Below are 25,733 nucleotides of genomic sequence, written 5' to 3' on the forward strand. Positions count from 1 at the left end.
TCACTTGGCTGCATGACGTACAAAATGTTTCCCGCTATGTAAATTCGATATACGTCCGGCGAAATAATCAATATTTCAATGTTAGCTAAAGTCGCTACTATGGCCTGACCACATTCCCTCTGGCCGCCATGAAAATCACCAAGCTGACGTTGTACCGGGTTCCGCCCCGCTGGATGTTCCTGAAGATCGAGACCGATGAAGGCATCACGGGCTGGGGCGAGCCCGTGATCGAGGGCCGCGCGCGCACCGTCGAGGCGGCCGTCAACGAGTTGTCCGATTACCTGATCGGCCAGGATCCGCTGCGCATCAACGACCTGTGGCAGGTGATGTACCGCGGCGGCTTCTATCGCGGCGGGCCGATCCTGATGAGCGCCATCGCCGGCATCGACCAGGCGCTGTGGGACATCAAGGGCAAGGCCCTCGGCGTGCCCGTCTACGAGCTGCTGGGCGGGCGCGTGCGCGACAAGATGAAGATGTACAGCTGGGTCGGCGGCGACCGGCCGGCGGACGTCATCGACGGCATCCTCACGCTGCGCGAGATCGGCATCCACACGTTCAAGATGAACGGCACCGAGGAGCTGGGCGTCATCGACACGGCGCAAGCCGTCGATGCGGCCGTCGCGCGGATCGCGCAGATCCGCGAGGCGTTCGGTAATTCCATCGAGTTCGGCATCGACTTCCATGGCCGCGTCTCGGCGCCGATGGCGAAGGTGCTGCTGCGCGAACTGGAGCCGCACCGCCCGCTGTTCGTCGAGGAGCCGGTGCTGGCCGAACAGGCCGAATACTATCCGCGCCTGGCCGATGCCACGTCGATCCCGCTGGCCGCCGGCGAGCGGATGTACTCGCGCTTCGACTTCAAGCGCGTGTTCCACGGCGGCGGCATCGCCATCGTGCAGCCGGACCTGTCGCATGCGGGCGGCATCACCGAATGCGTGAAGATCGCCGCGATGGCCGAGGCGTATGACGTGGCGCTGGCGCCGCATTGCCCGCTGGGCCCCATCGCGCTGGCCGCCTGCCTGCAGGTGGACTTCGTGTCGCACAACGCCGTGCTGCAGGAGCAGAGCATGGGCATCCACTACAACAAGGGCGCGGAGCTGTTCGACTACGTAATCAACCGCGAGGACTTCCAGATCACGGACGGCTACTTCGCGCCGCTGCCCAAGCCGGGCCTGGGCGTCATCGTCGACGAGGAGCGCGTGATCGCGGCCAGCCAGTCCGCGCCAGACTGGCGCAATCCGCTGTGGCGTCACCCGGACGGCAGCGTGGCCGAATGGTAAGCACGCCCGCGCTGATCGGCGTCGACTGGGGCAGCACGAGCCTGCGCGCCTGGCTGATCGGCTTTGATGGCGCGCTGCTGGACGAAGCGGGCGCCGGCCAGGGCGCCTCGACGATCAAGGGCCACGCCGCGTTTGTCGCCGCGCTGGACCAGGTGGCCGGCGCATGGCGCGCCAGCCATCCGCAACTGCCGCTGCTGGCCTGCGGCATGGTCGGCAGCGCGCACGGCTGGCTGGACGTGCCGTATGCGCGCTGTCCAGCCGGTACCGCCGCGCTGGCGGCCGGGTTGCGCCGCCCCGACGATGGCCCGTACATCGTGCCCGGCGTGCTGTTCGACGATGCCAGCCTGCCGCCGGACGTGATGCGCGGCGAGGAGACGCAGATCGTCGGCGCGCTGCACCTGCAGCCGTCGCTGCGCGCGGCCAGCTGCGTCGTGCTGCCCGGCACCCACTCGAAATGGACCCACGTGAACGAGGAGCGCATCGTGCGCTTCGCTACGCACATGACGGGTGAGCTGTACGCCGTGCTGCGGCAGCATTCGGTGCTGGGCCGTCTGATGCCCGCCGATGCGCCGGCCGATCCGGAGGCGTTCGTGCGCGGCGTTGATGCGGCGCGCGACCATGGCGAGCTGGGGTTGCCGCACCAGATCTTCGCCGCGCGCACCCTGGGCATCACCCACAAGCTGCCCGAGGCGGCGCTGGCCGACTACCTGTCCGGCCTGTTGATCGGCCACGAACTGCGCGCCGGCCTGCAATGGCGCGTGCTGGCGGGGCTCGGCGCCGCGCCGCTGGCGCTGGTGGGCGCGCCGCCGTTGTGCGCCCGCTACCAGGTGGCGCTGCAACGCTTCGGCCGGCCCGCCGACCTCGTATTGGACAACACGGCCCCGCATGGCCTGCTGGCGCTCGCGCGCGCGGCAGGCCTTTTGCCATTGGAGACCCCATGACTGTTTTCGACACCGCCTTTGCCAGCCTGCCGCTCGTCGCGATCCTGCGCGGCCTGCGCCCCCAGGAAGCCGAGGATATCGGCGCCGCGCTGTACGCCGCGGGCTTTCGCCTGATCGAAGTGCCCCTCAATTCGCCCGAGCCGTTCGACTCGATCGCGCGCCTGGCGCGCAGCCTGCCGGCCGATGCCGTGATCGGTGCCGGCACCGTGCTGCAGGTGGAAGACGTGGCGCGCGTGCGTGACGCCGGCGGCCAGCTGATCGTGATGCCGCATGCGGACGTGGAGGTGATCCGCGCCGCCAAGGCGGCCGGCATGTACTGCGTGCCGGGCGTCGCCACGCCGACCGAGGCGTTCGCCGCCAGCAAGGCCGGCGCCGACGCGCTGAAGCTGTTCCCGGCCGAACTGGTCACGCCCGCGATCGTCAAGGCGATGCGCGCCGTGCTGCCCCCCGCGCTCCGTTTGCTGCCAGTGGGTGGCATCACGCCCGCGAATATGGCAGACTTTCGCGCCGCCGGCGTGGCCGGCTTCGGCCTCGGGTCCGCGCTGTTCAAGCCGGGCATGGGCGCCGCAGCCGTGGCCGCGAACGCGCGCGCATTCGTCGACGCCTGGCGCTGAACCCCCTCTCAGCCGGCGGCGACAGCCGGCAACGGATAACACAGGAGATAGCATGAACAAGCATTTGAAGCGGTCCGCGCTGGCGCTGGCCTTTGGCGCCGCCTTCGCGTCCACGCACGCGCAGCAGCTGATCACGATCGATGCCGCCAGCCCCGCCGCCAAGCCTGTCGCCGGCTACCTGCGGCTGGGCAGCACCGCCTCGCCGTCCGGCCATACGCTGGGCGCCAACAATCGCTACCTGACCCTGGACGGCAAGCCGTGGATGCCCGTGATGGGCGAGTTCCATTACACCCGCAGCCCGGAGTGGATGTGGGAATCGGAGCTGGCCAAGATGAAGGCCGCCGGCATCACCGTCGTCGCCACCTACGTGATCTGGACGCACCATGAGCCGAAGGACGGCGCGTTCGACTGGAAGGGCAACCGCGACCTGCGCCGCTTCGTGCAGCTGTGCGGCAAGCTGGGGCTGAAGGCCGTCGTGCGCGTCGGCCCATGGGTGCATGCGGAAGTACGCTACGGCGGCATTCCGGACTGGGTCGTGGACAGCATGCGCACGCGTGCCGACGATCCGCAATACCTGCGCTACGTGGGCCGGCTGTACCGCGAGATCGGCACGCAGCTGAAAGGCAGCCTGTGGAGGGACGGCGGCCCCGTCATCGGCATCCAGCTGGAAAACGAATACAACCTGACGGGCCCCGGCCAGGGCGCGACGCACATCGCCACGCTGAAGAAGCTGGCGCGCCAGGCCGGCATGGACGTGCCGTTCTACACGGTGACGGGTTGGGACGGCACCGTCTACCCGTCCGGCGAAGTGACGCCGGTGTTCGGTGGCTATCCTGACGAGCCGTGGGCCGTCTCCACCAGCGAGCTGGCGCCGAAGGAAACGTATGCGTTCCGCTTCGACAGCCGGGTGTCCGGCGACCTCGGTGCGCAAACGCGCGCGCACAGCCCGGGCACCGCCGAATCGGATATCGACAAGACGCCATTCCTGGGCGCCGAATATGGCGCCGGCCTGCCGTTCATGTACCGCCGCCGTCCGGTCGTGTCGCCGGACGACATCGCGTCGATGCTGCCCGTGCAGCTGGGCTCCGGCGTGAACCTGATGGGCTACTACATGTTCCACGGCGGCCGCAATCCCGTCGGCGGCACCACGCTGGAAGAGAGCACGCTGTCCGGCGGCTACAACGATACGCCGGCCATCAACTACGACTTCCAGGCGCCGCTGGGCCCGGACGGCCAGCAGCGTGCCGTGCTCGAATACCTGCGCCCGTTCCATTATTTCATCTCCAACTTCGGCTACCGCCTGGCGCCGATGACGGTGCGTAAGCCGGACGTCGTGCCGGCCGGGCCGGACGACCTGAAGGCGCCGCGCGTGGCCGTGCGCAGCGCGGGCGATGCCGCCTTCGTGTTCGTCAACAACCACGTGCGCCAGTACACGATGCCGCCGCTGTCGTTGCGCTTCAACGTGAAGCTGACGGGTGGCGACGTCGAATTCCCGCGCCGCCCCGTCACCGTGACGAACGGTTCCTACTTCATCTGGCCGGTGAACTTCGACATGGACGGCACGCGCCTGCGCTACGCCACCGCGCAGCCGGTCGCCCGCATCGATGGCGGCGCCGACGGCATCACTTACGTGTTCGCGGCCAGCGGCGACATCCCGGTCGAGATGGCGTTCGACGCGAAGGAGAAGACCGAGCTGCAGGCACACGACGGCACGCTGGCCGAAGAAGGGCCGACGTTCGTCGCCAGGCCGGGCACGTCGCCGGCGCTGACGATCCGCCGCGCCGGCGCCAAGCCGGTGCACGTGCTGGTGCTGACGGCCGAGCAGGCACGCCAGCTGACGATCGCCGACTTCGGCGGCCGCCGCCGCCTCGTGCTGACCAGCCAGCAGGCATGGGTCGAAGGCGGCACGTTGCAGCTGCGCTCCGTCGACGAGCCGGCGATGCGCTTTGCCGTCTACCCGGCGCTGAGCCGCACGCCGAGCGGCGACACCGCCGTGAAGAACACCGGCAAGGATGGCGTGTTCCAGGTGTACGAAACGAAGGTGCCGGCCGTGGAGCTGGCCAGCAGCTTCACGCAGCTGCGCGAAGCCCAGAGCGCGCCGCCGGTGATGATCGGCGGCCTCGCGAAGGCGGCCGTGCAGCCGATTCCGGAAAGCTGGCGCAGCGCCGCCACGTGGCGCATCGAAGTGCCGAAGCGCCTACCGGACGGCATCGCCGATGCCCTGCTGCAGATCGACTTCACCGGCGACATCGGCCGCCTGTTCGACGGCACGCGCATGGCCGACGACTGGTACTACAGCGGCTACGGCTGGCAGATCGGCCTGAAGGCGCTGGCGCCGAAGGACGGCCTGTCGCTGGCCGTGCTGCCGCTGCGCGCCGATGCCCCCGTGTACCTGCCGAAAGAAGGCCGGCCAGATTTCGCCGGCCAGCCGCAGGTCGCCCGCGTCAACAAGGTGAGCCTCGTTCCCGTGTACAAGCTCACCGTCAAACCATAAGAATTCACAACCATCGGAGATAGTATGAAGTTCAGCAACACCCCCGGCCGCCGCCACGCGATCGCGATCGCCTGTGCGCTGTGCGCGGCGCCGGCACTCGCCCAGCAAACAAACACGGAACAGGGCGAGCCGCAACAAGTCGTCGTCACCGGCATGCGCGCCAGCCTGCAAAAGGCGCAGGATTTGAAGAAGAACGCCGATCAGGTCGTCGATTCGATCGTCGCCGACGACATCGGCAAGCTGCCCGACGCTAACGTGGCCGAGGCGCTGCAGCGCATCACCGGCGTGCAGGTCTCGCGCAGCCGGGGCGAAGGCGACCGCGTGCAGATCCGCGGCCTGTCGCAGACGCAGACGCTCGTCAACGGCCGCTCGATTTTCACGGCCGGCAAGGAACGCGGCTTGTCGCTGCAGGACGTGCCGGCCGAACTGCTGGCCGGCGCCGACGTCTATAAAACCCCGACGGCCGATCAGGTCGAAGGCGGCATCGGCGGCGTGATCGACCTGCGGATGCGCCGGCCGTTCGATTTCCCCGGCCTGAAGCTGGCCGGCACGGTCAAGGCAACGGATGCCGATTACGCGGACAAGCGCAACGGCGAAGGCTCGTTCCTCGTGTCGAACCGGTGGAAAGTGAATGGCCAGGACTTCGGCGCGCTGCTGTCCGTCGCGCGCCAGAAGCGCAACTATCGCTCGGACACGCAGGAGCTGAACGCGCCGGCCCAGCTGGCGGATGGCTCGGGCGTATATGCGCCGATCGGGGCGTGGTATGCGTACGAACTGGGCGAGCGTGAGCGCACCGGCGTGAACGCTTCGCTGCAGTGGCGGCCGATGCGCGGCCTCGAGCTGTACCTGGACGCGAACTACACGAAGCTCGACACCACCACCGATACCTACGGCTTCTATGCGTCGCCGTACTGGCCGAACTGGTCGGCGGCGACGAACGCCGGCGCGATGTGGCCGAAGGGCAGCGTGACGGCGGAGAACGGCAATGTCGTCAAGGGCACGTTCTATGGTGCGGACATGAGCACGTCCGGCTACATCGGCGACAACAACACGAAGACCCGCCAGCTGGCACTGGGCGGCAGCTGGAAGGTGGACGGCTGGACCGTCAAGTCCGAACTGGGCTTCACGACGAGCGACTTTCAGCGCCTGTACCAGGAAGTGCGCCTGGGCGTGGGCACGACCAGCCCGGCGTTCACCTACGACCTGACGACGGAGATCCCGTCCGCCTATCCGGAACTGGCGAACCCCGCCGACCTGACGACGCCGTCGCAGTACTGGGCCAGCAAGGCGCTGTACTTCCGCCAGAAGAACGACGGCCGCGAAACGGCATGGCGCGGCGACGTCGAGCGCAGCCTGGACAGCGACCTGATCCCCCGCATCAAGATGGGCGTGCGCCTGACGGACCGCAAGGCCACCAGCGCCGAAGTCAACACCGTCAACGAGATCTGGAATGCCGCCGGCACGGGTGCCGTGGGCGGCGCACTGCCGGGTCTCGCCAGCCAGATCGGCGTGATTCCGTACAACGACCTGCTGCACCGCGAAGGCGACGGCACGTTCCCGAAACAGTGGCTGTCGATCGCCAACCTGGACTGGCTGCGCGACCCGCAGGCCGTGCGCGGCGCGCTGGGCCTGACGGTGCCGGGCTTCGACGCGGCGCAGACGTTCGACTTCGCCGAGAAGACGCAGGCGCTGTACGGCATGGCCGACTTCGAGTCGCAGCTGGCAGGCAAGGCGCTGACCGGTAACGTCGGCGTGCGCTACGTGCGCACGAAAACCGAGCGGCAATGGCAGGAATCCGTCAACGGCACCTACGTGCCGCGTCAGGCCGACACGAAGGACGACGACTTCCTGCCTAGCGTGAACGCGCGGCTCGCGTTGACGGACAAGCTGATCGCGCGGGTCGCCGCATCGAAGGTGGTGACGCGGCCGGACTTCAACCAGCTGACCCCGAGCCTGTCGCTGAACGCCAACGACCGCACCGGTTATCTCGGCAACCCGGACCTGCAGCCGCTGAAGGCGCGCCAGTTCGACACCACGCTCGAGTACTACCTGAGCCAGAGCGACTACGTGTTCGGCGCGGCGTTCTACAAGAAGGTCGACGGCTTCATCCAGACGACGACGGGCGACGTGCAGTACGGCGGCACCACCTACAGCGTGCGCAAGCCGTCGAACGGCCAGGATGGCACGATCAAGGGCCTGGAACTGGGTTACCAGGGCTTCTTCACGAACCTGCCGGGTATCTGGAAGGGCCTGGGCGTGCAGGCCAACTTCACGTACGTCGACAGCAAGGCACCGGGCCCGCTGCAGGGCCAGCAGACGGCGCTGGAAGGCCTGTCGAAGCGCAGCTACAACATCGTCGGCATGTACGACTGGCAGGACGTGGCGCTGCGCCTGGCGTACAACTACCGCGGCAAGTACCTGTCCGGCACGCAGAACTACTACGTGAACAACGGCGCCACGATGATGCAGACGCCGGTGTACATGAACGGCTACGGCCTGGTCGATGCGTACGCGAGCTATGCGCTGACGAAGAACCTGAAGCTGGCGGTCGAGGTGAGCAACCTGACCCGCAAATCGCGCAGCAGCTACTACGGCGTGACCGGCACGCCGTACGGCCGTTACGCGGACGATCGCCGCTTCGGCATCAGCCTGCAAGCGAACCTGTGATGGACGCGGGCGTACAGGTGGCGCTGGCGCACCGCTCGCTGCTGGGCGATGGCCTGCTGTGGCAGCACGGCGGCAATCGCTGGTGGTGGACGGACGTGCCGGCCGCCACGCTGTACGCCTGGACCGAAGGCGCGCCGGCCCCCGCCGCGTGCCGCTTGCCTGACCGCGCCGGCAGCTTCGCGTTTTGCCGTTCCGGGCGCATGCTGGTGGCGCTGGCCAAATGGCTGTGCGTCGCCGAGCCGCCAGGTGGCAAGGTCGCGCCGCGCCACCTGGCGCTGCGCCCAGTCGTCGCCGTCGATCCGGCCGAGCCGCGCACCCGCGTGGCCGACGGCCGCACGGACCGGCACGGCAATTTCGTGTTCGGTACGCGGATCGAGGCGGCGCAGCCGCGCGCGATCGGCAGTTTTTACCAGTACTCACAAGCCCACGGACTGCGCCGGCTGGCGCTGCCCGCGGCCGCCGTCGCGGGCAGCATCTGCTTCGCGCCGGACGGCCGCACGATGTATTTCAGCGACGCGCACGAACACCGCATCATGCAGTGCGCGTACGACCCGACCACCGCGCAGGTGGCCGACGTGCGGCCGTTCGCCGAGCTGGCGGACGCCCGCCCGCACGGCGCCGTCGTCGACAGCGACGGCTGCCTGTGGAATGCCGAATGGGGCACGGGCCGGCTGACGCGCTGGTCGCCGGCGGGCGAGCGGATGCGCGCATGGACGTTGCCGGTGCCGCATCCGACCCGGCCCGCATTCGGCGGCGCCGCGCTGGACACGCTGCTGGTCGCCAGCGCGCGGCAGGGCAGGACCGGCAGGGACGACAGCGGCAGCGGCGGCAGCCTGTTCCGGCTGGCCGTGCCGGGCGTACGCGGCATCCCCGACACGTTGTTCGACGACGACAACCCGTAACACCAGGAGATCAAATGAAGAAGAACATACTCCGCCCGCTCGCGCTGGCGGCGGCCCTGTGCACCCTGACGCTCGCCATCGCGGCCCCGGCGGCGGCCAACGAACCGCTGCTGGCGGGCGGCGACGTGTCCGTATTGCCGCTGATGGAGCGGCACGGCGCCGTCTATCGCGACCGCGACGGCAAGGCGCGCGACGCGCTGGCGATCCTGCGCGAATCCGGCCACAACATCGCCCGGCTGCGGCTCTACGAAGGGCCCGGCCCCGGCAACGGCAACGAGGGGTATCACTGGCCGGCCGGATCGATGGACTTGCCGGACCTGCTGAAGCTCGCCAAACGCTGCGCCGACCTGGGCATGCAGATCGAGCTGACGTTCCATTACAGCGACTTCTGGACCAACAGCAAAACGCAGAACGTGCCGGCCGCGTGGCGCGTGGAGCTCGACAAGCTGCCCGACGACGCGGCCCGCTTCGCGCGCCTGCGCCAGCTCGTGTTCGAGCGCACGCGCGACGTGATGCAGGCGTTGCAAGCGCAGGGCACGACGCCGCAATACGTCTCGGTCGGCAACGAGATCGAGCACGGCATGCTGTACCCGTACGGCCAGCTGCAGGGCAAGACGCTGGACGGCAACTGGCAGCGCCTCGGCGCGCTGCTGCAGGCGGGCTATGACGGCGTGAAGGCGGTGTCGCCGGCGTCGCGCGTGATCGTCCACCTGGACGACGGCGGCAATGTCGCCAAGTACCGCCATTACTTCGACCACCTGCGCGAGCAGAAGGTGCAGTTCGATGTGATCGGCGCGTCGTACTACCCGTTCTGGACCAAGCGCAACGTGGCGCAGCTGACGGCGTTCGCCCGCGAGATCACGCAGCGCTACGACCGCGACCTGTTCGTGATGGAAGCGGGCTTCAACTGGACGCCGAAGCTGCCGAACGGCTATCCGGGCCAGCTGTCCGACAACGGGCCATATCCGGCCGCGATGAGCAGCCCGGCAGGGCAGGCCGCGTTCGTCGACGAGCTGCTGGGCGCACTGCGCAAGACCGACCGCGTGCTGGGCGTGCTGTACTGGGACCCGGTGATGATCGAGACGCCGGGCATCGGCTGGGCCGTGCGCGATGCGGACGGCAAGGCGGGGCCGAACGTGGTGTCGAACACCACGCTGTTCGACTTCCAGGGCCGCGCGCTGCCGGTGCTGGACACGTGGCGCAAGCACATGCAGGAACAACAACAGCGAAAGAACTGACATGCCGGATCGCTTGAAAGGGAAAGTCGCCATCGTCACCGGCTCCACGCAGGGCATCGGCAAGGCGGTGGCGCGGCTGTTCGTGGCCGAGGGAGCGAAGGTGGTATTGAACAGCCACCGCGACGACGAACACGCGGTCGACGTGCGCGAGGAACTGGGCAGCCGCGACACGCTGTTCGTGGCTGCGGACATCGCCGACCGCGCGCAGGTCGATGCCATGGTCGGCAAGACGCTGGAGCGCTTCGGCCGCGTCGACATCGTCGTCAACAACGCGGGCATGAACGTGTTCACCGATCCGCTCGCAACGACCGAGGAGGAATGGCGGCGCTGCTTCGCCGTCGACCTGGAAGGCGCGTGGAACGTCAGCCGCGCAGCGCTCGGCCCGATGCTGGAGCAAGGCGCCGGCAGCATCGTCAACATCGCGTCCGTCCACGCGCACAAGATCATTCCCGGCTGCTTTCCGTATCCGGTGGCGAAGCATGCGCTGATCGGCCTGACGAAATCGCTGGGCATCGAGTACGCGGCGCGCGGCGTGCGCGTGAACTCGATCTCGCCGGGCCTGATCATGACGGACAATATCGCCGCGTGGCTCGCGTCGTGCCCCGACCCGGAAGGCGAGCGGGCACGCCAGGCGGCGCTGCTGCCGGTGAAGCGGATCGGCGAACCGGAGGAGGTGGCGTACACCGCGTTGTTCCTCGCCAGCGACGAGGCGCGCTTCATCAATGCCACGGACATCCTGATTGACGGGGGCAGGTCGCAGCTCTATCATGAATGACGCTCATTATTGATTGACAGCGGTTCTCCCGCATGCACGACATCCTCTCCGACCGGTTCGTACGTTCCCACCTGAAGATGCGCCAGCTCGTGCTGCTGGTGGAACTCGGTCGCCACGGCTCGATCCTGCATGCGGCGCAGGCCGCGAACCTGACGCAACCCGCCGCGTCGAAACTGCTGGCCGAACTGGAACACGCGCTGAACGTGCAGCTGTTCGAACGGCTGCCGCGCGGCGTGCTGCCCACGTGGTATGGCGAAGTGCTGATCCGCCGCGCCGGCGCCGCACTGGCCGAGATGGATGCGGCGCACCAGGAAGTGATGGAGCTCTTGGCCGGGCTGTCCGGCAAGGTGGCCGTCGGCGCCGTGCTGACGCCGTCGGCGGGCTTGCTGACGGATGCGATCAAGCTGCTGAAATCGCGCCACGCCAGGGTGCGCGTCTCCGTCACCGTCGATACCAGCAAGATCCTTACCGAGAAGCTGCGTGCCGGGGAGCTGGACATCGTCATCGGCCGCGTGCTCGACTCGAACGCCGCGGCCGAACTGCATTTCGAACCCGTCACCGACGAGCCACACAGCCTCATTGCCGGCACCGGCCACCCGCTGGCCGAACGCACCGACCTGAAGCTGGAAGACATGGCGCAGGAACCGTGGATCATGCCGCCGGCCGGCTCGATCCTGCGCGACCGGTTGACGGCGATGTTCCTGTCCAACGGCCTCGAACCGCCGTCGGACACGGTGGAATCGCTGGCGCTGCCCGTCATCGTCAACCTGCTGGCGGGCAGCCGCATGGTGGCCGCGCTGCCGGCCGAACTGGTGAAACCCTACCTGGACATGGGGGCTGTCACGATACTGCCCTACGACCTGGGGCTGACGATGGACCTGTATGGTATCGTCACACGCAGGCAGCATCGGCTCTCGCCGGGGGCGGAGGCGATGCTCGCCACGCTGCGCGAAGTGGCCGCGCAGCGCTACCCCCGGGAGAATGGATGAAGGCAACCAAGCTTTTCCGCGCGGGCGAACACCCCGTGCTGAAGGACGAAGACGCGGCGGCGACCCCACTGTGCACCGGTGTCGACAAAGAGGACAAGCACCTCGGCAAGGCGCTGCACAAGGAGATCGCCGAGCTGCAGGAAAAGCTGTACGCGGAACGCGATCGCAAGGTGCTACTGGTGCTGCAGGGCGTCGACTGCGCCGGCAAGGACGGCACCGTGCACAACCTGTTCCGCAAGATCAATCCTATGGGCCTGCGCCCGGTGCGTTTCGACGTGCCGACGGCGGCCGAGACGGCGCGCGACTTCCTGTGGCGCGTGCACACGCAGGTGCCGCGGAAGGGCGAGATCGCCGTCTTCAACCGCAGCCATTACGAGGACGTGCTGCACCCCGTCGTCTACGGCCAGATCGATGCCAAGGACCTGGCGCGGCGCTACGCGCAGATCCGCGACTTCGAACGGATGCTGACGGAGACCGGCACGGTGCTCTTGAAGGTGTTCCTGCACATCTCGAAGGACGAGCAGAAGCGCCGGCTGCAGGAGCGCATCGACAATCCGGACAAGCACTGGAAATTCGACCCGGAAGACCTGAAGCACCGCGAGCAGTGGGCCGAGTACCACGCGGCCTACGAAAAAGCGCTGGCCGAAACGGACGCGCCGCACGCGCCGTGGTACATCGTCCCCGCCGACTCGAAACCGCACCGCGACATCGCCGTCGCCATGCTGCTTGCCGAAACGCTGCGCGGCATGGAGCTGGCGTTTCCGCCGGGGGATGCGAAGCTCGCGAAAGTGCGGCTTAAGTAATACATTGCGTGCATGCAGGTAACGTCCGTTAGAACCAAAGGCAGAAGCCGGGGTCAGACCCGCCGGGTCTGACCCCAGGGTTTGCTTCTGGGTTTTAAATCCGCCCACAGCACGCGAGCACCCCGCCTGCAAACCTTTTCACGCTGTGGCATAGTGTCCGTCTCTCTTCTCCCCATCTCATCACGGAGACTGACCATGCAGCTCAAAGATCCCACCCTGCTGCGCCAGCAGGCTTACGTCAACGGCCAGTGGGCCGATGCCGACAATGGCGAATCGATCGTCGTCACCAACCCCGCCACCCGCGAGAAACTGGGCACCGTGCCGAACATGGGCACGGCCGAGACGCGCCGCGCCATCGAAGCCGCCAACGCCGCGTGGCCCGCGTGGAGAAAGAAAACCGCGAAAGAGCGCGCCGCCGTGCTGCGCAAGTGGTATGACCTGATCACCGAGAACGCGGACGACCTGGCCCTGTTGATGACCACCGAGCAGGGCAAGCCGCTCGCGGAAGCCAAGGGCGAAGTGGCGTTTGGCGCCGGCTTCATCGAGTGGTTCGCCGAGGAAGCCAAGCGCATCGCCGGCGACACCCTGCAATCGCCCTGGCCGGACAAGCGCCTCGTCGTCACGAAGGAGCCGATCGGCGTGTGCGCGGCGATCACGCCGTGGAACTTCCCGATCGCGATGATCACCCGCAAGGCCGGCCCCGCGCTGGCGGCCGGCTGCCCGATGGTGCTGAAACCCGCCGAAGCGACGCCGTTCTCGGCGCTGGCCCTCGCTGTGCTGGCCGAACGCGCCGGCGTGCCGCCGGGCGTGTTCTCCGTCGTCACCGGTGCGCCGAAGGAAATCGGTGCCGAGATGTGCTCCAACCCGATCGTGCGCAAGCTGACGTTCACCGGTTCCACGCAGGTGGGCCGCATCCTGATGCAGCAGTGCGCGCCGACGATCAAGAAGCTGTCGCTGGAATTGGGCGGCAATGCGCCGTTCATCGTGTTCGACGATGCGGATCTGGATGCGGCCGTCGAGGGCGCGATCGCGTCGAAGTACCGCAACGCCGGCCAGACCTGCGTGTGCGCGAACCGCATCTACGTGCAGGATGGCGTGTACGAAGCGTTCGCCGCGAAGTTCACAGCGGCCGTCAAGCAGCTGAAGGTCGGCAATGGCGTTGAGCCGGGTGTCACGCAAGGCCCGCTGATCGACGACAAGGCCGTGCAGAAGGTGGAGCAGCACGTCGCCGACGCGCTGGCCAAGGGCGGCCGCCTGCTGACGGGCGGCCACCGCCACGCGCTGGGCCACAGCTTCTTCGAACCGACGGTGATCGCAGACGTGACGGACCAGATGATCGTCGCGAGCGAAGAGACGTTCGGGCCGCTGGCACCGCTGTTCCGCTTCAAGACGGACGACGAAGCCATCGCGCTGGCCAACAGCACCGAGTTCGGCCTGGCCGCCTACTTCTACTCGCGCGACATCGGCCGCGTATGGCGCGTCGCCGAAGGCCTGGAATCCGGCATGGTCGGCGTCAACACGGGCCTGATCTCGACGGACGTCGCGCCGTTCGGCGGCGTCAAGCAATCGGGCCTGGGCCGCGAAGGCTCGAAGTACGGCATCGACGACTACCTCGTCATCAAGTACATCTGCCTCGGCGGCATCTGACGGGCGGCTGGGTGGGGGCCGCCCCCATCAGCCGTTCCGTCATCTTCTTCACCGCCAGCATCTGGTGCCCGGACTTCAGTGCGTAGTCCGGGTCGTCGTAGCTGAACCAGTCCCAGCACGAGTTCGGGTTCGTGAACGGGTACAACGGCGCGGCCTGCGGGTACAGGATCACGATCCGGTTCGCGTCCGCCCAGCCGTTGTAGCCCGCGTTGCGGATGTGCGCATCGCCGACCAGCGCCGCCGTCTGCTTGCAGCCGTGGAAGGCCACGTGCAGCTTGCAGCCCTCGCCGTCACCCTCGCAGCCGGGCGGGATGTACAGCCAGCCCGTCGGCGCCATGCCATGGTCGGTCGGGTTGCGCAGGAATTCGCCCTGGTCGAATTCGACGAAGCGGCCGGTCGGTTCGTTGCCCGCCTTCGGCGTCAGCGGGCCGTAGATCCATTGCAGCAGCTCCCCCGCGCCGTCGATGCCGCAGTTGTTGATGTAGGGCGAACCAAGCTGGTTGCAGCGGTTGCCGAAACCGTCCGTCGGCATCGCATGCTCGGCGCGGATATCGTTGCGGTAGCTGATGTTCTCGGCCGGGATGTAGTGCCGGTAGTAAGCCTTCAGGTCGTTCATCACGGCCATCGGCACAACGCTGTCGGCAATTCCGGAGAACAGCCAGATGCGCTGGTTGGCCAGGTTCGCCGGCGAATCGATGGCGCCCCGCGCGGCATAGCCGCCGGTCGTCTCGATCAGGTCCGGCACGTTGGTGCCGCCGGGATAGACGCCGCACCATGGCGTGCCGTTCGTGCAGCTGCAGATCGTCGTGGCGATGCTGACGTTCCCGCGCGAACAGGCATACGGGCCGCCGGCCACGATGCCGGCGCCGACGACACTGCCGGAATACGCGACATCGAACTGCACGGCCATGTAGCCGCCGGAAGACAGGCCGGACACGGACAGCTGGCTCGTGCGCATCACCGGCAACGGCGCGCCCTGCGCATGGAGCGCGGGCTGCGGCACCAGCGTGCCGGCCAGCGTGGCGGCCAGCATAGTCACGAGCAAAACCCGGGCGACAAGCCCACGGACGAGTAAAGTGCGATGACGTTTCATGACGGACTCCCGGAACGCAATGGAGTCGAATTCTCGAACAAGGCGGCTTGCCATTTTTAATCCCCCTCAATCGTGCCTGCGGAACGAAACGCCTCTTTGCGGCCGAGTCCTTCAGGCCGAGACAGGCGCGGCGCGGCGGCATACAATGGCTGCTCGTTCAACCACGTCACCCGTCGAGTTCATATGACTACTCCGTCCAGGTTCGCGGCCCTTGCTGCCCTTTCCGCATCCGGTCTGCTCGGTGCGGCAGCGGCGTTCGCGCAGCAGCCCGCCACTTCGCCGTCGTTGCCGACGGCTGCCCCCGCCGCGGCGCGCCCGGCCAGCTGTCCCGCCATCCTGCGCCAGACGTTCAAGCGCCTGCAGGACGATGCGCCGCAAGACCTGTGCCAGTACGCCGGCAAGGTCGTCCTCGTAGTGAACACGGCCAGCTACTGCGGCTTTACCAAGCAGTACGAAGGCCTGGAGGCGCTGCATGCGAAATATGCCGACAAGGGGCTCGTCGTGCTGGGCTTCCCGTCGAACGACTTCGGCAAGCAGGAACCAGGGTCGAGCAAGGAGATCGCCGACTTCTGCTACAACACGTATGGCGTGAAGTTCCCGATGTTCGCGAAGACCGTCGTCTCCGGCGGCAGCCCGAACGCGCTGTACGCGGACCTGATCAAGGCGACCGGCAAGGCGCCGGCGTGGAACTTCCACAAATACCTGATCGGCCGCGACGGCAAGGTCATCGAGAGCTTCCCCAGCAAGGTCACGCCGCAGGACAAGCAGCTGGTGGGGGCGATCGAGAAGGCGCTGGCGGGGTGAACCAGGGTCAGACCCGCCGGGTCTGACCCCAGCCTTTGCCTTTTGGGGTAGCTGCGGAAGTTCCGTTTACCCCAAGAAGCAAAATCTTGGGTCAGACCCGGTGGGTCTGACCCGCCAGCGCAAACCCCTCATCGATCCAGCCGGTAATCCCGCCCGTCATGATCTTGACGGGCCGGCCCAGCTTGGCCAGCCGGATCGCCGCGCGTGCCGCGCCGTTGCAGTGCGGCCCCGCGCAGTAGGTGACGAACACCGTCTCGGCCGGGTACTCCGCCAGCTTCGAGCCGATGATCTTCCGGTGCGCGAGGTCGACGGCGCCCGGCACGTGGCCGGCGTTGTAGCTCTCCGTGCCGCGCACGTCCAGCAGCACGAAGTCCTGGTCCGGTGTGCCCATCACGCTGTGCACGTCCCAGCAATCCGTCTCGAACCTGAACTGGCGTTCGAAATGCGCCAGCGCTTCGTCGTGCGGTGCCGCGGCCACTTCGGTAACGATCGACATGCTTCCTCCTGTAGTGTTGAACGAGGCTTCATTGTGGCCGCGCCGCGCGCGTGCCGGCAGTGGCGCGAACGCCAGCTTGCGTTAAGATCACGCCATGGGCAAGTCAAAACATCTCGTTGTCGCACTGGCCTACGATGGGCTGTGCACCTTTGAATTCGGCTGCACCGTCGAACTGTTCGCACTGGAGCGCCCCGAGCTGGGCGTGGACTGGTACGACTTCCAGGTGTGCGCCGTCGAGCGCGGGCCGATCCGTGCCGCCGGCGGCATCACCGTGCAGGCCCGCTACGCGCCGGGGCTGCTGAAGCAGGCGGACACCATCGTCATTCCCGGCTGGCGCGGCGCGGACGTGCCGCCGCCGCCAGCGCTGCTCGCAGCACTGCGTGCGGCCCACGCCCGCGGCGCGCGCCTGTGCTCGATCTGTTCCGGCGTGTTCGTGCTGGCGGCGGCCGGTGTGCTCGATGGCCTGCGCGCGACGACGCACTGGCGCTATGCGGAACAACTGGCCGCGCGCTACCCGGCGATCCAGGTGGAAGCGGATGCGCTGTACATCGACAACGGCCAGGTGATCACGTCGGCCGGTTCGGCGGCCGGCCTCGACATGCTGCTGCACCTGGTGCGGCGCGATTACGGCGCGCGGGTCGGCAACCTGGTGGCGCAGCGGCTTGTCGTGCCGCCGCACCGCGAAGGCGGCCAGGCGCAGTTCGTGCCGCGGCCGATGCCGCCCGACGAAGTGGGCCGGCTGACGAAGCTGATGGACTGGCTGCGCCGCCACCCCGCGCAACCGCACAGCGTGGCGACGATGGCCGAGCGCGCGGCGATGAGCCCGCGCACATTGCAGCGCCAGTTCCGCGATGCGACGGGCATGGGACCGCTCGAATGGCTGACGCGCGAGCGCATCGCGATCGCCAAGGATTTGCTGGAATCGCCGCTGCCGCTGGCGCAGGTGGCCGAGCGCGCCGGCTTCGGCTCCGAGGAAACGCTGCGCCACCACTTCCGCCGCCTCGTCGCAACGACGCCGGGCGCTTACCGGAAAGCATTCCTTGTTGCGGAGTCATCGGTCGACTAAGCTGCATGAGCGCGGCCGCCGGCCGCCTTGCGAGGAGAGCACAGATGGCTTATGTCGATGGTTTCGTCACCCCCGTACCGAAGAGCAAGCTGGAACAGTACCGCACGCATGCCGAGCTGGCCGGCAAGGTCTGGCGCGAGCATGGCGCGCTTGAATTCCGCGAATGCATCGCGGAAGACGTCAAGCCGGGAAAACTCACGTCTTTTCCACAGGCCGTGCAGCTGCAGGACGATGAAGTGGTGTTCTTTTCGTACATCGTCTACAAGGATCGCGCCGAGCGCGATGCGGTCAACGAGAAAGTGATGAGCGATCCCCGCCTGGCCGAGATGATGGAAGGGAAGGACATGCCATTCGACGGCAAGCGCATGTTCTGGGGCGGCTTCGAAACGTTCGTCAGCCTGTAGCACCAGCCAGTCCGAAGCGGGCGCGCACCGCGTCGACGAGCCGGTGCCGCGAGCTGCGTGCGCGTTCGTGCGGCGCGAACGGGCTGCTGGCCGCATCCAGCAGGTCCACGGCCGCATGCAGCGCGGTGTGGTCCGAATTCGGGTCCGACTCGGGCTGCGCAATCAACCGGGTGATGGTGGTTGCCGCCCATTCCTTGGCCGCGATGTCTTCCGGCAGGCCGGACTTCGTGCACAGGCCGTATGTGCCGTCGAGGAAGCCGCGCCATTCGGCCGGCAGGTCCGCCGTTGCCGCGGGGTCGAGCGCATGCAGCCGTGCCAGGTAACGCCGCTCGAACAGCGCGCGTGCCGCGCTTTCGCCGTCCAGCGTGCGCACCGCGGCGATCCACGCCGGCGTACCCACCGCATAGTAGCGGCGCGTGGCGTCTTCCGCATGGCTGCCGAAGAACGACGTGCAGCGCACCGTCAGTGCCAGCCGGTAGGCAGGTTGCGGCACCATGCCGCGGCTTTGCAGCGCCACGAGGGTAGGAGAGTCGATGCCTGCGGCGGCCAGCAGCGCCGCCTCCGTCAGCAGGTGGGTGTCGAGATAAGTCAGCAGGTCCATCGGGCGCCTCACGCAAGGATAAAGCGCCACTGTAGGGGCAGCAGGGCGGCCTCGCTTCGGCCGCCGCCGCATCATGCCTGCATCATGGTTGCAGCAGCTCCGCGCGCAGCGCACCCCGCAACGCATTGCAGACGACGATCTCCTCGGCCCGCTCCAGCATCGCCCGCGTGGTGACGGCTTCCGTGGCGCCCCATGCGTCCAGCACGACGGCACGCATCACGCCCGGCAGCAGCCCGCAGGACAGCGCCGGCGTCAGCCAGCGGCCGTCCAGCCGGATGAAGACGCTGCTGCGTCCTCCTTCCGTCAATTCTCCCCGTTCGTTGAAGAACAGCTGGTCGAACGCGCCCTGCGCCTCGGCCGCCTTCCACGCGGCGTCATAGCGGCTGCGCAGCGTTGTCTTGTGGCGCAGGAACAGGTCGTCCGACCGGGTCGGTTCCGATGCCAGCAGCACCCGTACCGGCTGATTCAACGGCATGAGGGCAGCCGTCTGCACCGCGAACGCGCCGGCCTGGTTCAGCGCCAGACGCAGGCGGTGTGGCACATCGTCGGGCAGGCCGTTGCAGGCCAAGGTGAGGTAGGCGCGTGCCGCCGCCTCGTCCCACGCGAAGCCGAAATAGCGGGCGGATGCGGCCAGCCGCGCCAGGTGCAGGTCGACGTGACGGGCACCCTGCGCGCGCGTGGCGTACATCGTCTCGAACAATTCGAAGTCGTTCGAAAGCCCCGTCAGGAAGCGCGCCTTCAGCGCGCATTCGGCATATTCGTCGGCCGCCACGCTGTCGTACACGATGCCGGCGCCGACGCCCATCTCGCCGCGGCGCACGCCGTGCTCCGCGGGGCGCAGCGCCAGCGTGCGGATCGGCACGTTCAGGCAGAAGTCGCCCAGCGTGCGGCCCGCCGGCGGCGGCGCGAACCAGCCGACCGCGCCCGTGTACAGACCGCGCGGGTCCGGCTCCAGCTCCGCGATGATCTCCATCGTGCGCCGTTTCGGCGCGCCGGTGATCGAGCCGCATGGGTACAGCGCGTCGAACACGTCCTTCAGTGTCGCAGCGGGGCGCAGCGCCGCCTGCACGGTGGACGTCATCTGCAGCACGCCGCTGTAGCGCCGCACGTCGAACAGCGCCGGCACCTGCACGGTCCCGGTGGCGGCGATACGGCCGATGTCGTTGCGCAGCAGGTCGACGATCATCAGGTTTTCCGCGCGGTTCTTCGGGTCGGCCGCCAGTGCGGCGGCGCGGCGCGCGTTGTCCTCTGCCGCATCGGTGGCCGGCGCCGTGCCCTTCATCGGCTGCGCCGTCAGCGTGCCCGCTTCGTGGCGCACGAACAGCTCGGGCGACAGCGACAGCACGGCGCTGCCGTCGTCCAGCATCACCAGCGCGCCGTACGGCACCGGCTGGCGCGCGCGCAAGCGCTGGTACAGCGCGAACGGCGAGCCGAACGCGTCGAAGCGCAACCGGTACGTGTAGTTGACCTGATACGTGTCGCCGGCGGCGATGTAGTCGCGGATGCGACCGAGAGCGGCGGTGAACGTGGCCTCGTCGATGTTCGCATGCAGACCGGCGAGGCCGGCAACGTCGTCGCCGGCGCGGGCCGCGATCCAGCGCGCTACCTCTTCGCCGTCCGGGTGATCGCACTGCGCGAACAGCAGCACCTGCGCCAGCGGCGTGGTGCCGTCGCGCGGCGCGATACCGACGAGGTGGTGGCCCAGTTCATAGCTGCACAGTACCGCCGCGTGCAGGCCCTGCGCCAGCGCCGCCTGCAGCTCGTCCAGCAGCGCGGGCCAGGCCGCGAAGTCCGTGCACGTCAGCGTGCGCACGTGCCCCGTCAGCAGCCGCGAACGGCCAGGCACGCCAGTGGCGTCATCGAACAGGGCGAAGCAGTCGGACATGTTGTAGCGTCGGGTCAGCGCAGCAGCAGCGCGATCTGCGCCGCGGCATCCTGGCTTGGCCCCAGTGTAAACCCGCTTTTCGCGTAGCGATGCCAGCGTCCCAGCACGAAGGCAACCATCAGGTTGGCGCGCGCGGTCACGTCGGCCTCGTGCTCGCTGCCGGGGGCGGCCAGGCGCAGCGCCTGCTTCAGCGCCAGTTCCACGCGGCCGTAGAACTGGTTCATGCGCTGCTGCAGCCGCTCATCCTCGCCCACCAACGCATCGCCGATCAGTACGCGCGTCATGCCCGGATTGTTGGCGGCGAACTGCAGCAGCATCGACAGGATGTCGTGCGCCTGCGCCAGCCCGTCATGCTGGCGCTCGGCGATCTGGTTGATCAGCCCGAACACGGACGTTTCGATGAATTCGATCAGCCCCTCGAACATCTGGGCCTTGCTCGCGAAGTGGCGGTACAGCGCCGCTTCGGACACCTCGAGCCGCCGCGCGAGCGCGGCGGTGGTGATCTTCTCTCCCTTCGGATGCTCGAGCATCGCGGCCAGGGCCTGGAGGATTTGCAGCTTGCGCTGGCCGGGCGGTTGGGTTGCCATGTGATGTGAGGATGAACGGTTATTCAGCGCAGGCGGGCAAGCCGCGCCGGCAGGTGTCTGACGGATTGTACTTTGACGTCGACCCATCCGGGCCGCGTCAGTCGTTTCGCCGGGTGGGCTGTGGCAACGGCGTCGCCCACCTTCACGTATTGCGTGACCCAGGCGGTGCGCATGCCCAGCGCGTGCGCCGTGCGCAGGTTCGCCAGCGTGTCCTCGACGAGGATGCAGCGGCGCGCCGTCACGCGCTGGTGGCGCATCACCTTGCGCAGCAACAGCTTCGACGGCTTCGGCCGCAGCTGGCCGTGCACGCGCATCGACTCGACAGCGATGTGGTGCGCGAAATGACGTTGGATGCCCAGGTGGCGCAGCACCATCGTCGAGTAGCGGTGCGGCGCGTTCGTCAGCAGCACCTTCCTGCCCGGCAGGCGGCGCAGCAGTTCACCGAGCCCCTTCTCGTGGCGGATCATCGACGCCAGGTCGTCCATCTCGTGCGTCTCGGCGAGGAAGTGGCCCGCGTCCACGCCGTGGTGCTTCACGAGGCCCAGCAACGTGGCCCCATAGCGCTTCCAGTACAGCGTGCGCGCCGCGTTCACGGCGTCGATGCCGGCCGGCGTCGTGCCGTCGCCCAGCACGCGCGCGATATAGGCGTTCATGTTCGCCATGATCGCCGGGAAGATCGCGTGCGAAGCGTTGTGCAGCGTGTTATCCAGGTCGAACAGCCAGACCGGTGCCAAAGGTTTAATATTCACGTCTCTCGAACTGCAAAGGAAGCCATGCGACGCCAGATTATAGTGATGTTTTGTTGCCTGTTCGTGTTTACCGCGGGCCTGGCACCGCAGGCTGTGGCAACGGACAACACCGCGTCGATTCCGAACCGCGGCGCGCTGTTCAAAATCGAGCAGAAAGGCCACGTCAGTTGGCTGTTCGGCACGATCCACGTGGGTGCCGACAGCTTTTATCCACTGGAGCCGCGCGTGACGGCGGCGCTGCAAAGCGCCTCCGTGCTGGCGCTGGAAGTGGATCCGCTGGGCAGCCAGGACGAGATGGCGCGCGCCGTGCGCGAATACGGCATGTATCAGAACGGCCGCGGCCCCGCGTCCAGCGAGCTGCCGGCCGCGTACCGCCCGCGCCTGGAGCGGCTGCTGCGCCAGTACGACGTGCCGGCGCCGTCGGTGGCGCCGATGAAGCCGTGGATGATCGCAAGCCTGCTCACGGTGCGCGAGTTCGAGGCGCAGGGCTACCAGTCCGACCTGGCTGTCGAGGTATGGCTGTCGCGCCAGGCGCGCTCGCGCAAGCAGAAGATCGTGGAACTGGAATCGGTGCAGGCGCAGATGGCGCTGTTCGGCCGCATGAGCACCGCCGACCAGGCGCTGTTCCTGCGCGAGACGATCGATGCGATCGAGGACAAGGAGCAGGCCGACGACGCGCGCGCGATCGCGCAGGCGTGGGCCACGGCGGACCAGGCCGCGCTGGAGCGCATCGCGGAAAAGACAGCCAGCGACGACACGTTCTCCGGCCGCTTCGTGGCGCGCGTGCTGCTGGATGGCCGCAATCCGCTGCTGGCGGACGGCATCGCGCAGCTGCTGGCGCGCGAACAGCACAGCGTTGCCGCGATCGGCGTGTTACATCTGGTGGGGAAGGGCAGCGTGCCGGAACTGCTGCGGCGCAAAGGACTGCGGGTGGAACGGATCTACTGACGGGAATTTACTGCGCGGTGAAGACTGGTGCCCTTGACGTGGATTGAACACGTGGCCTCTCCCTTACCAAGGGAGTGCTCTACCACTGAGCTACAAGGGCAGCGGGATACGCAACCGAGTACGGATTTGCGTACAAAAAAACGGGCGAAACGATCGCCCGTTTTTTTCAGTGAGACCGGATCATAGTGCCAAACGCCTGCTCGGTCAACACTTCCAGCAACAGGCTGTGCTCGATGCGGCCGTCGATGATGTGCACCGTGTTGACGCCGGACTTCGCCGCGTCGAGGGCGGACGAGATCTTCGGCAGCATGCCGCCGGAGATCGTGCCGTCGGCGAACATCTCGTCGATCTCGCGCGCGGAAAGGTCGGTGACCAGGTTGCCGTTCTTGTCCTGCACGCCGGCGATATTGGTCATCATGATCAGCTTTTCCGCCTTCAGGATCTCGGCGATCTTGCCGGCCACGACGTCGGCATTGATGTTGTATGCCTGGCCATCCTGGCCGAAGCCGATCGGCGAGATGATCGGGATGAACGCGTCGTCCTGCAGCGCCTTGACGACGGCCGGGTTGATCGCCTCGATCTCGCCGACGAAGCCGATGTCCAGGTACTGGCCAGGATTTTCCTTGTCCGGCATCGACATCTTGCGGGCGCGGATCAGGCCACCGTCCTTGCCCGTCAGGCCCACGGCCTGGCCGCCGTAGTGGTTAATCAGCATGACGATGTCCTGCTGCACTTCACCGCCCAGCACCCACTCGACGACTTCCATCGTTTCCTCGTCGGTGATGCGCATGCCCTGCACGAACGTACCCTGCTTGCCGATCTTCTTCAGCGCATTGTCGATCTGCGGACCGCCGCCGTGCACCACGACCGGATTCATGCCGACGAGCTTCAGCAGGATCACGTCGCGCGCGAAGCCGTGCTTCAGGCGCTCATCGGTCATTGCATTGCCGCCGTATTTGATGACGATGGTTTTGCCATGAAAATTGCGGATGTACGGCAGCGCTTCCGCAAGGATCTGCGCCTTGATCGCCGGCGATACGGCGGTGAGATCGTCGGCTGGCACATCCAGGTTCAAATTGGTCAGTTGGCTCATGGCGGGTCCGGTAAAGAGTGTGGTGCAATTTTACAGCGAAGCGGTGTTCGAAGCCGCAGCGGACCGGCTCGTCAGGCCCGCCGGGCTGCGTTTGACGCGCATTATAGGGCCAATCGCTTGTGATTTCCGCATCGATCATCTAGCCTGTCGGGATGAGCACATGCACGCGCTGCGGCGCGACTTTTCATTGCGCGCTCGGCGACGGCAATGGCGCCCCCGATGCCGAACCTTGCTGGTGCACGGCGTTGCCGCCCGCTGTCCCTGTCCCGGTCCCGGGCGCGGATGAGGTACAGGCCGAGGCGGTCGGGTGCTGGTGCCCGGCGTGCCTGCGCCGGCACATCGATGAGCTGGAGCGGAAGAAGAGCGATCCGTCCGTCAGCCTGCCCTGACCGTGCTGAAGAAACGCATCATCTCGCGGCTCGCATCGGGCCCCTTGCCATCCGTATAACTCCCCGCCGAACTGCCGCCGGACCACGCGTGCCCCGCGCCATGGATGACCCAGTGCTCGGCCAGCGGCGAACCGTCGTGCAGCCCGTGCTTGATGCGCGTGTAGGCATAACCGTCCGGCACGCGGCCGGCCAGTTGCGACGGCAGCGCCATCGGCCCCAGCGGATGGCTGCGCAAGCCCTGCGCCATCAGCTCCTCGCCATTGACGGGGTGGACCGTCGTATCCTGGTCGCCGTGGAACACGATGATCGGCAAGCCCGCGCTCTTCGCCGAGCGCGCGCTCGTCGCGCCGCGCTTCATCGCCGACAGCGCGGACGGCAAATCGCTGGCCGACGCGAACGGCAGGCCGGAATGCACGCCGACGGCCGAGAAGAGTTCCGGGTACAGCGTGCCGACGATGACGGCCATCGCGCCGCCCGCCGACATGCCGGCGATATAGACCTGGCCGGGAGCGACGGGGTAGGTGTCCATGATGTCGCGCGTGATGCCGGCGATGATCGACGGTTCGCCCTGGCCGTGCTGCTGGTCCAGCGCGTTGAACCAGTTCCAGCAACGCGAATTATTGGCGTCCGCCGATTGCGCCGGATACACGACGAAGCAGCGGCGCTCCTCGGCCACGGCGTTCATCTGCGTGCCGGCGGCGAAATCGTCCGGGTCCTGCGCGCAGCCGTGCAGCATCACAACGAGCGGCAGCGGCTGGCCTTTCCAGCACGCGGGCACATACAGCTTGTAGGCGCGGCTGCCGGCATCGTTCGTATAGGTGCCGTGCAGGAAGCGGGCACCCGCGGGTGGGCGGTTGGGTGTGGCCCCAGGTGGATCGAATACCGTTTCCGGCAGTTCGAACGACGGCAAATCGAACGACGGCAAATCGAAGGGAGACAGCGGGAAGGCTGGCTCGGGCAGATCGGGCAGGTCGCGGCCAAACAATAGCTTGACCGTCTTTCGAACCTGCTTCAACCAATGGTGACCCTGGCTCATGACGTACCTCGGAGGCTGGTGGATTGTCAGTCGTGCACGCACCGCCGGCGTTCGCGGGCGTTATCAAACGAGCATGCACCGTGCTGCGTCTCCTCTGCGCTCCGTGCTGTCCACGGGCCTTTGTTTTGGTCCAGTATAGCCAAAATCGCCAAACGGGGGTGCCACACTGTATCGGCTAAAATACAGCCTTACCCGAACCCCTCTCCACGATGAAACCTGTATTGCCGGAACTGGC

Annotated in this window: 24 protein-coding genes and 1 tRNA gene; 16 read left to right on the top strand and 9 right to left on the bottom strand. The window is 67.4% G+C overall.

The annotated features are described in order from the left end of the window. Nucleotides 1–128: 128 nt before the first annotated feature. The 11 genes from dgoD (at nucleotide 129) to gabD (ending at nucleotide 14,347) form a co-directional block, all read left to right on the top strand. Nucleotides 129–1,277, top strand: coding sequence for a galactonate dehydratase (gene dgoD, locus IP92_RS16580; RefSeq protein ID WP_145876944.1), 1,149 nt, complete (start codon nucleotides 129–131; stop codon nucleotides 1,275–1,277). Beyond that, nucleotides 1,271–2,218, top strand: a complete 948-nt coding sequence (locus tag IP92_RS16585) for a 2-dehydro-3-deoxygalactonokinase (protein ID WP_145876946.1) — start codon at nucleotides 1,271–1,273, stop codon at nucleotides 2,216–2,218. Before dgoD ends, IP92_RS16585 begins: the two co-directional genes overlap by 7 nt. Then, nucleotides 2,215–2,832, top strand: coding sequence for a 2-dehydro-3-deoxy-6-phosphogalactonate aldolase (locus IP92_RS16590; protein ID WP_145876948.1), 618 nt, complete (start codon nucleotides 2,215–2,217; stop codon nucleotides 2,830–2,832). The genes IP92_RS16585 and IP92_RS16590 overlap by 4 nt, the downstream gene beginning before the upstream one ends. A gap of 52 nt (nucleotides 2,833–2,884) precedes the next feature. After that, nucleotides 2,885–5,326: a beta-galactosidase gene (locus tag IP92_RS16595; protein WP_145876950.1), complete on the top strand. Its 2,442-nt coding sequence runs from the start codon at nucleotides 2,885–2,887 to the stop codon at nucleotides 5,324–5,326. A gap of 24 nt (nucleotides 5,327–5,350) precedes the next feature. After that, on the top strand, nucleotides 5,351–7,993 hold the full coding sequence (locus tag IP92_RS16600; RefSeq protein WP_145876952.1) for a TonB-dependent receptor: 2,643 nt from the start codon (nucleotides 5,351–5,353) through the stop codon (nucleotides 7,991–7,993). Then, nucleotides 7,993–8,895: an SMP-30/gluconolactonase/LRE family protein gene (locus tag IP92_RS16605; RefSeq protein WP_145876955.1), complete on the top strand. Its 903-nt coding sequence runs from the start codon at nucleotides 7,993–7,995 to the stop codon at nucleotides 8,893–8,895. Before IP92_RS16600 ends, IP92_RS16605 begins: the two co-directional genes overlap by 1 nt. A 14-nt stretch (nucleotides 8,896–8,909) precedes the next feature. Beyond that, nucleotides 8,910–10,133, top strand: a complete 1,224-nt coding sequence (locus IP92_RS16610; protein WP_145876957.1) for a glycoside hydrolase family 53 protein — start codon at nucleotides 8,910–8,912, stop codon at nucleotides 10,131–10,133. A 1-nt stretch (nucleotide 10,134) separates the two neighbouring features. Continuing rightward, entirely contained in the window at nucleotides 10,135–10,908 is a 774-nt protein-coding gene (locus IP92_RS16615; protein WP_145876959.1) for an SDR family oxidoreductase, read from the top strand. A 32-nt stretch (nucleotides 10,909–10,940) separates the two neighbouring features. Beyond that, on the top strand, nucleotides 10,941–11,897 hold the full coding sequence (locus tag IP92_RS16620) for a LysR substrate-binding domain-containing protein (protein WP_145876961.1): 957 nt from the start codon (nucleotides 10,941–10,943) through the stop codon (nucleotides 11,895–11,897). Further along, the gene (locus IP92_RS16625; protein ID WP_145876963.1) at nucleotides 11,894–12,700 is read left to right on the top strand and encodes a PPK2 family polyphosphate kinase; all 807 of its coding nucleotides are present in this window, start codon (nucleotides 11,894–11,896) and stop codon (nucleotides 12,698–12,700) included. The genes IP92_RS16620 and IP92_RS16625 overlap by 4 nt, the downstream gene beginning before the upstream one ends. Nucleotides 12,701–12,895: 195 nt before the next feature. Continuing rightward, nucleotides 12,896–14,347: an NADP-dependent succinate-semialdehyde dehydrogenase gene (gene gabD / locus IP92_RS16630; RefSeq protein WP_145876965.1), complete on the top strand. Its 1,452-nt coding sequence runs from the start codon at nucleotides 12,896–12,898 to the stop codon at nucleotides 14,345–14,347. Here gabD and IP92_RS16635 read toward each other — a convergent pair. Further along, nucleotides 14,319–15,380, bottom strand: a complete 1,062-nt coding sequence (locus tag IP92_RS16635) for an extracellular catalytic domain type 2 short-chain-length polyhydroxyalkanoate depolymerase (protein ID WP_229418833.1) — start codon at nucleotides 15,378–15,380, stop codon at nucleotides 14,319–14,321. The genes gabD and IP92_RS16635 overlap by 29 nt on opposite strands. A 243-nt stretch (nucleotides 15,381–15,623) precedes the next feature. Here IP92_RS16635 and IP92_RS16640 point away from each other — a divergent pair, with 243 nt between their 5' ends. Continuing rightward, nucleotides 15,624–16,244, top strand: coding sequence for a glutathione peroxidase (locus IP92_RS16640; RefSeq protein ID WP_145876967.1), 621 nt, complete (start codon nucleotides 15,624–15,626; stop codon nucleotides 16,242–16,244). A gap of 91 nt (nucleotides 16,245–16,335) precedes the next feature. Here the strand turns inward: IP92_RS16640 and IP92_RS16645 are convergent, their stop codons facing one another. Continuing rightward, nucleotides 16,336–16,740 (bottom strand): rhodanese-like domain-containing protein, encoded by a 405-nt coding sequence (locus IP92_RS16645; RefSeq protein WP_145876970.1) that lies wholly within the window; start codon nucleotides 16,738–16,740, stop codon nucleotides 16,336–16,338. A 94-nt stretch (nucleotides 16,741–16,834) separates the two neighbouring features. On the opposite strand from IP92_RS16645, the gene ftrA reads away from it, so the two are divergent. Beyond that, complete coding sequence (gene ftrA, locus IP92_RS16650; protein ID WP_145876972.1) at nucleotides 16,835–17,806, top strand: transcriptional regulator FtrA; 972 nt, start codon at nucleotides 16,835–16,837, stop codon at nucleotides 17,804–17,806. 44 nt (nucleotides 17,807–17,850) lie between these two features. Next, complete coding sequence (locus IP92_RS16655; protein WP_145876974.1) at nucleotides 17,851–18,210, top strand: DUF1428 domain-containing protein; 360 nt, start codon at nucleotides 17,851–17,853, stop codon at nucleotides 18,208–18,210. On the opposite strand, the gene IP92_RS16660 is transcribed toward IP92_RS16655, so the two are convergent. From IP92_RS16660 to IP92_RS16675, 4 genes are all read right to left on the bottom strand, one after another. Continuing rightward, nucleotides 18,200–18,811 (bottom strand): DUF6058 family natural product biosynthesis protein, encoded by a 612-nt coding sequence (locus IP92_RS16660; RefSeq protein ID WP_145876975.1) that lies wholly within the window; start codon nucleotides 18,809–18,811, stop codon nucleotides 18,200–18,202. The two genes, IP92_RS16655 and IP92_RS16660, sit on opposite strands and share 11 nt — an antisense overlap. Before the next feature lie 82 nt (nucleotides 18,812–18,893). Next, on the bottom strand, nucleotides 18,894–20,696 hold the full coding sequence (gene pabB / locus IP92_RS16665) for an aminodeoxychorismate synthase component I (protein ID WP_145876977.1): 1,803 nt from the start codon (nucleotides 20,694–20,696) through the stop codon (nucleotides 18,894–18,896). A gap of 14 nt (nucleotides 20,697–20,710) precedes the next feature. Beyond that, nucleotides 20,711–21,283 (bottom strand): nucleoid occlusion factor SlmA, encoded by a 573-nt coding sequence (slmA, locus tag IP92_RS16670; protein WP_145876980.1) that lies wholly within the window; start codon nucleotides 21,281–21,283, stop codon nucleotides 20,711–20,713. Nucleotides 21,284–21,306: 23 nt separating this feature from the next. Further along, nucleotides 21,307–22,032 carry a pyrimidine 5'-nucleotidase gene (locus IP92_RS16675; protein WP_229418823.1) on the bottom strand — a complete coding sequence of 242 codons (726 nt, stop codon included), beginning with the start codon at nucleotides 22,030–22,032 and terminating at the stop codon, nucleotides 21,307–21,309. 45 nt (nucleotides 22,033–22,077) lie between these two features. Between IP92_RS16675 and IP92_RS16680 the strand changes: the two genes are divergently transcribed. Then, nucleotides 22,078–22,980 (top strand): TraB/GumN family protein, encoded by a 903-nt coding sequence (locus IP92_RS16680; RefSeq protein WP_145876981.1) that lies wholly within the window; start codon nucleotides 22,078–22,080, stop codon nucleotides 22,978–22,980. Nucleotides 22,981–23,005: 25 nt separating this feature from the next. Here IP92_RS16680 and IP92_RS16685 read toward each other — a convergent pair. Together IP92_RS16685 and argB are read right to left on the bottom strand one after the other, a co-directional pair. After that, a tRNA-Thr gene (locus tag IP92_RS16685) sits at nucleotides 23,006–23,080 on the bottom strand. Between the two features lie 66 nt (nucleotides 23,081–23,146). Then, entirely contained in the window at nucleotides 23,147–24,073 is a 927-nt protein-coding gene (gene argB, locus IP92_RS16690) for an acetylglutamate kinase (protein ID WP_145876983.1), read from the bottom strand. 152 nt (nucleotides 24,074–24,225) lie between these two features. Here argB and IP92_RS16695 point away from each other — a divergent pair, with 152 nt between their 5' ends. After that, nucleotides 24,226–24,462 carry a cysteine-rich CWC family protein gene (locus tag IP92_RS16695; protein ID WP_145876986.1) on the top strand — a complete coding sequence of 79 codons (237 nt, stop codon included), beginning with the start codon at nucleotides 24,226–24,228 and terminating at the stop codon, nucleotides 24,460–24,462. Here IP92_RS16695 and IP92_RS16700 read toward each other — a convergent pair. Next, nucleotides 24,449–25,498, bottom strand: coding sequence for an extracellular catalytic domain type 1 short-chain-length polyhydroxyalkanoate depolymerase (locus IP92_RS16700; protein WP_145876988.1), 1,050 nt, complete (start codon nucleotides 25,496–25,498; stop codon nucleotides 24,449–24,451). The two genes, IP92_RS16695 and IP92_RS16700, sit on opposite strands and share 14 nt — an antisense overlap. Between the last annotated feature and the right edge of the window lie 235 nt (nucleotides 25,499–25,733).

Source organism: Pseudoduganella flava, assembly GCF_007830495.1.
GTDB classification, from domain to species: Bacteria; Pseudomonadota; Gammaproteobacteria; order Burkholderiales; family Burkholderiaceae_D; genus Rugamonas; species Rugamonas flava.

Coding starts and splice junctions, on each gene's coding strand:
- dgoD (WP_145876944.1), top strand. CDS start 129: ATGAAAATCACCAAGCTGACGTTGTACCGGGTTCCGCCCCGCTGGATG.
- IP92_RS16585 (WP_145876946.1), top strand. CDS start 1,271: ATGGTAAGCACGCCCGCGCTGATCGGCGTCGACTGGGGCAGCACGAGC.
- IP92_RS16590 (WP_145876948.1), top strand. CDS start 2,215: ATGACTGTTTTCGACACCGCCTTTGCCAGCCTGCCGCTCGTCGCGATC.
- IP92_RS16595 (WP_145876950.1), top strand. CDS start 2,885: ATGAACAAGCATTTGAAGCGGTCCGCGCTGGCGCTGGCCTTTGGCGCC.
- IP92_RS16600 (WP_145876952.1), top strand. CDS start 5,351: ATGAAGTTCAGCAACACCCCCGGCCGCCGCCACGCGATCGCGATCGCC.
- IP92_RS16605 (WP_145876955.1), top strand. CDS start 7,993: ATGGACGCGGGCGTACAGGTGGCGCTGGCGCACCGCTCGCTGCTGGGC.
- IP92_RS16610 (WP_145876957.1), top strand. CDS start 8,910: ATGAAGAAGAACATACTCCGCCCGCTCGCGCTGGCGGCGGCCCTGTGC.
- IP92_RS16615 (WP_145876959.1), top strand. CDS start 10,135: ATGCCGGATCGCTTGAAAGGGAAAGTCGCCATCGTCACCGGCTCCACG.
- IP92_RS16620 (WP_145876961.1), top strand. CDS start 10,941: ATGCACGACATCCTCTCCGACCGGTTCGTACGTTCCCACCTGAAGATG.
- IP92_RS16625 (WP_145876963.1), top strand. CDS start 11,894: ATGAAGGCAACCAAGCTTTTCCGCGCGGGCGAACACCCCGTGCTGAAG.
- gabD (WP_145876965.1), top strand. CDS start 12,896: ATGCAGCTCAAAGATCCCACCCTGCTGCGCCAGCAGGCTTACGTCAAC.
- IP92_RS16635 (WP_229418833.1), bottom strand. CDS start 15,380: ATGCTGGCCGCCACGCTGGCCGGCACGCTGGTGCCGCAGCCCGCGCTC.
- IP92_RS16640 (WP_145876967.1), top strand. CDS start 15,624: ATGACTACTCCGTCCAGGTTCGCGGCCCTTGCTGCCCTTTCCGCATCC.
- IP92_RS16645 (WP_145876970.1), bottom strand. CDS start 16,740: ATGTCGATCGTTACCGAAGTGGCCGCGGCACCGCACGACGAAGCGCTG.
- ftrA (WP_145876972.1), top strand. CDS start 16,835: ATGGGCAAGTCAAAACATCTCGTTGTCGCACTGGCCTACGATGGGCTG.
- IP92_RS16655 (WP_145876974.1), top strand. CDS start 17,851: ATGGCTTATGTCGATGGTTTCGTCACCCCCGTACCGAAGAGCAAGCTG.
- IP92_RS16660 (WP_145876975.1), bottom strand. CDS start 18,811: ATGGACCTGCTGACTTATCTCGACACCCACCTGCTGACGGAGGCGGCG.
- pabB (WP_145876977.1), bottom strand. CDS start 20,696: ATGTCCGACTGCTTCGCCCTGTTCGATGACGCCACTGGCGTGCCTGGC.
- slmA (WP_145876980.1), bottom strand. CDS start 21,283: ATGGCAACCCAACCGCCCGGCCAGCGCAAGCTGCAAATCCTCCAGGCC.
- IP92_RS16680 (WP_145876981.1), top strand. CDS start 22,078: ATGTTTTGTTGCCTGTTCGTGTTTACCGCGGGCCTGGCACCGCAGGCT.
- argB (WP_145876983.1), bottom strand. CDS start 24,073: ATGAGCCAACTGACCAATTTGAACCTGGATGTGCCAGCCGACGATCTC.
- IP92_RS16695 (WP_145876986.1), top strand. CDS start 24,226: ATGAGCACATGCACGCGCTGCGGCGCGACTTTTCATTGCGCGCTCGGC.
- IP92_RS16700 (WP_145876988.1), bottom strand. CDS start 25,498: ATGAGCCAGGGTCACCATTGGTTGAAGCAGGTTCGAAAGACGGTCAAG.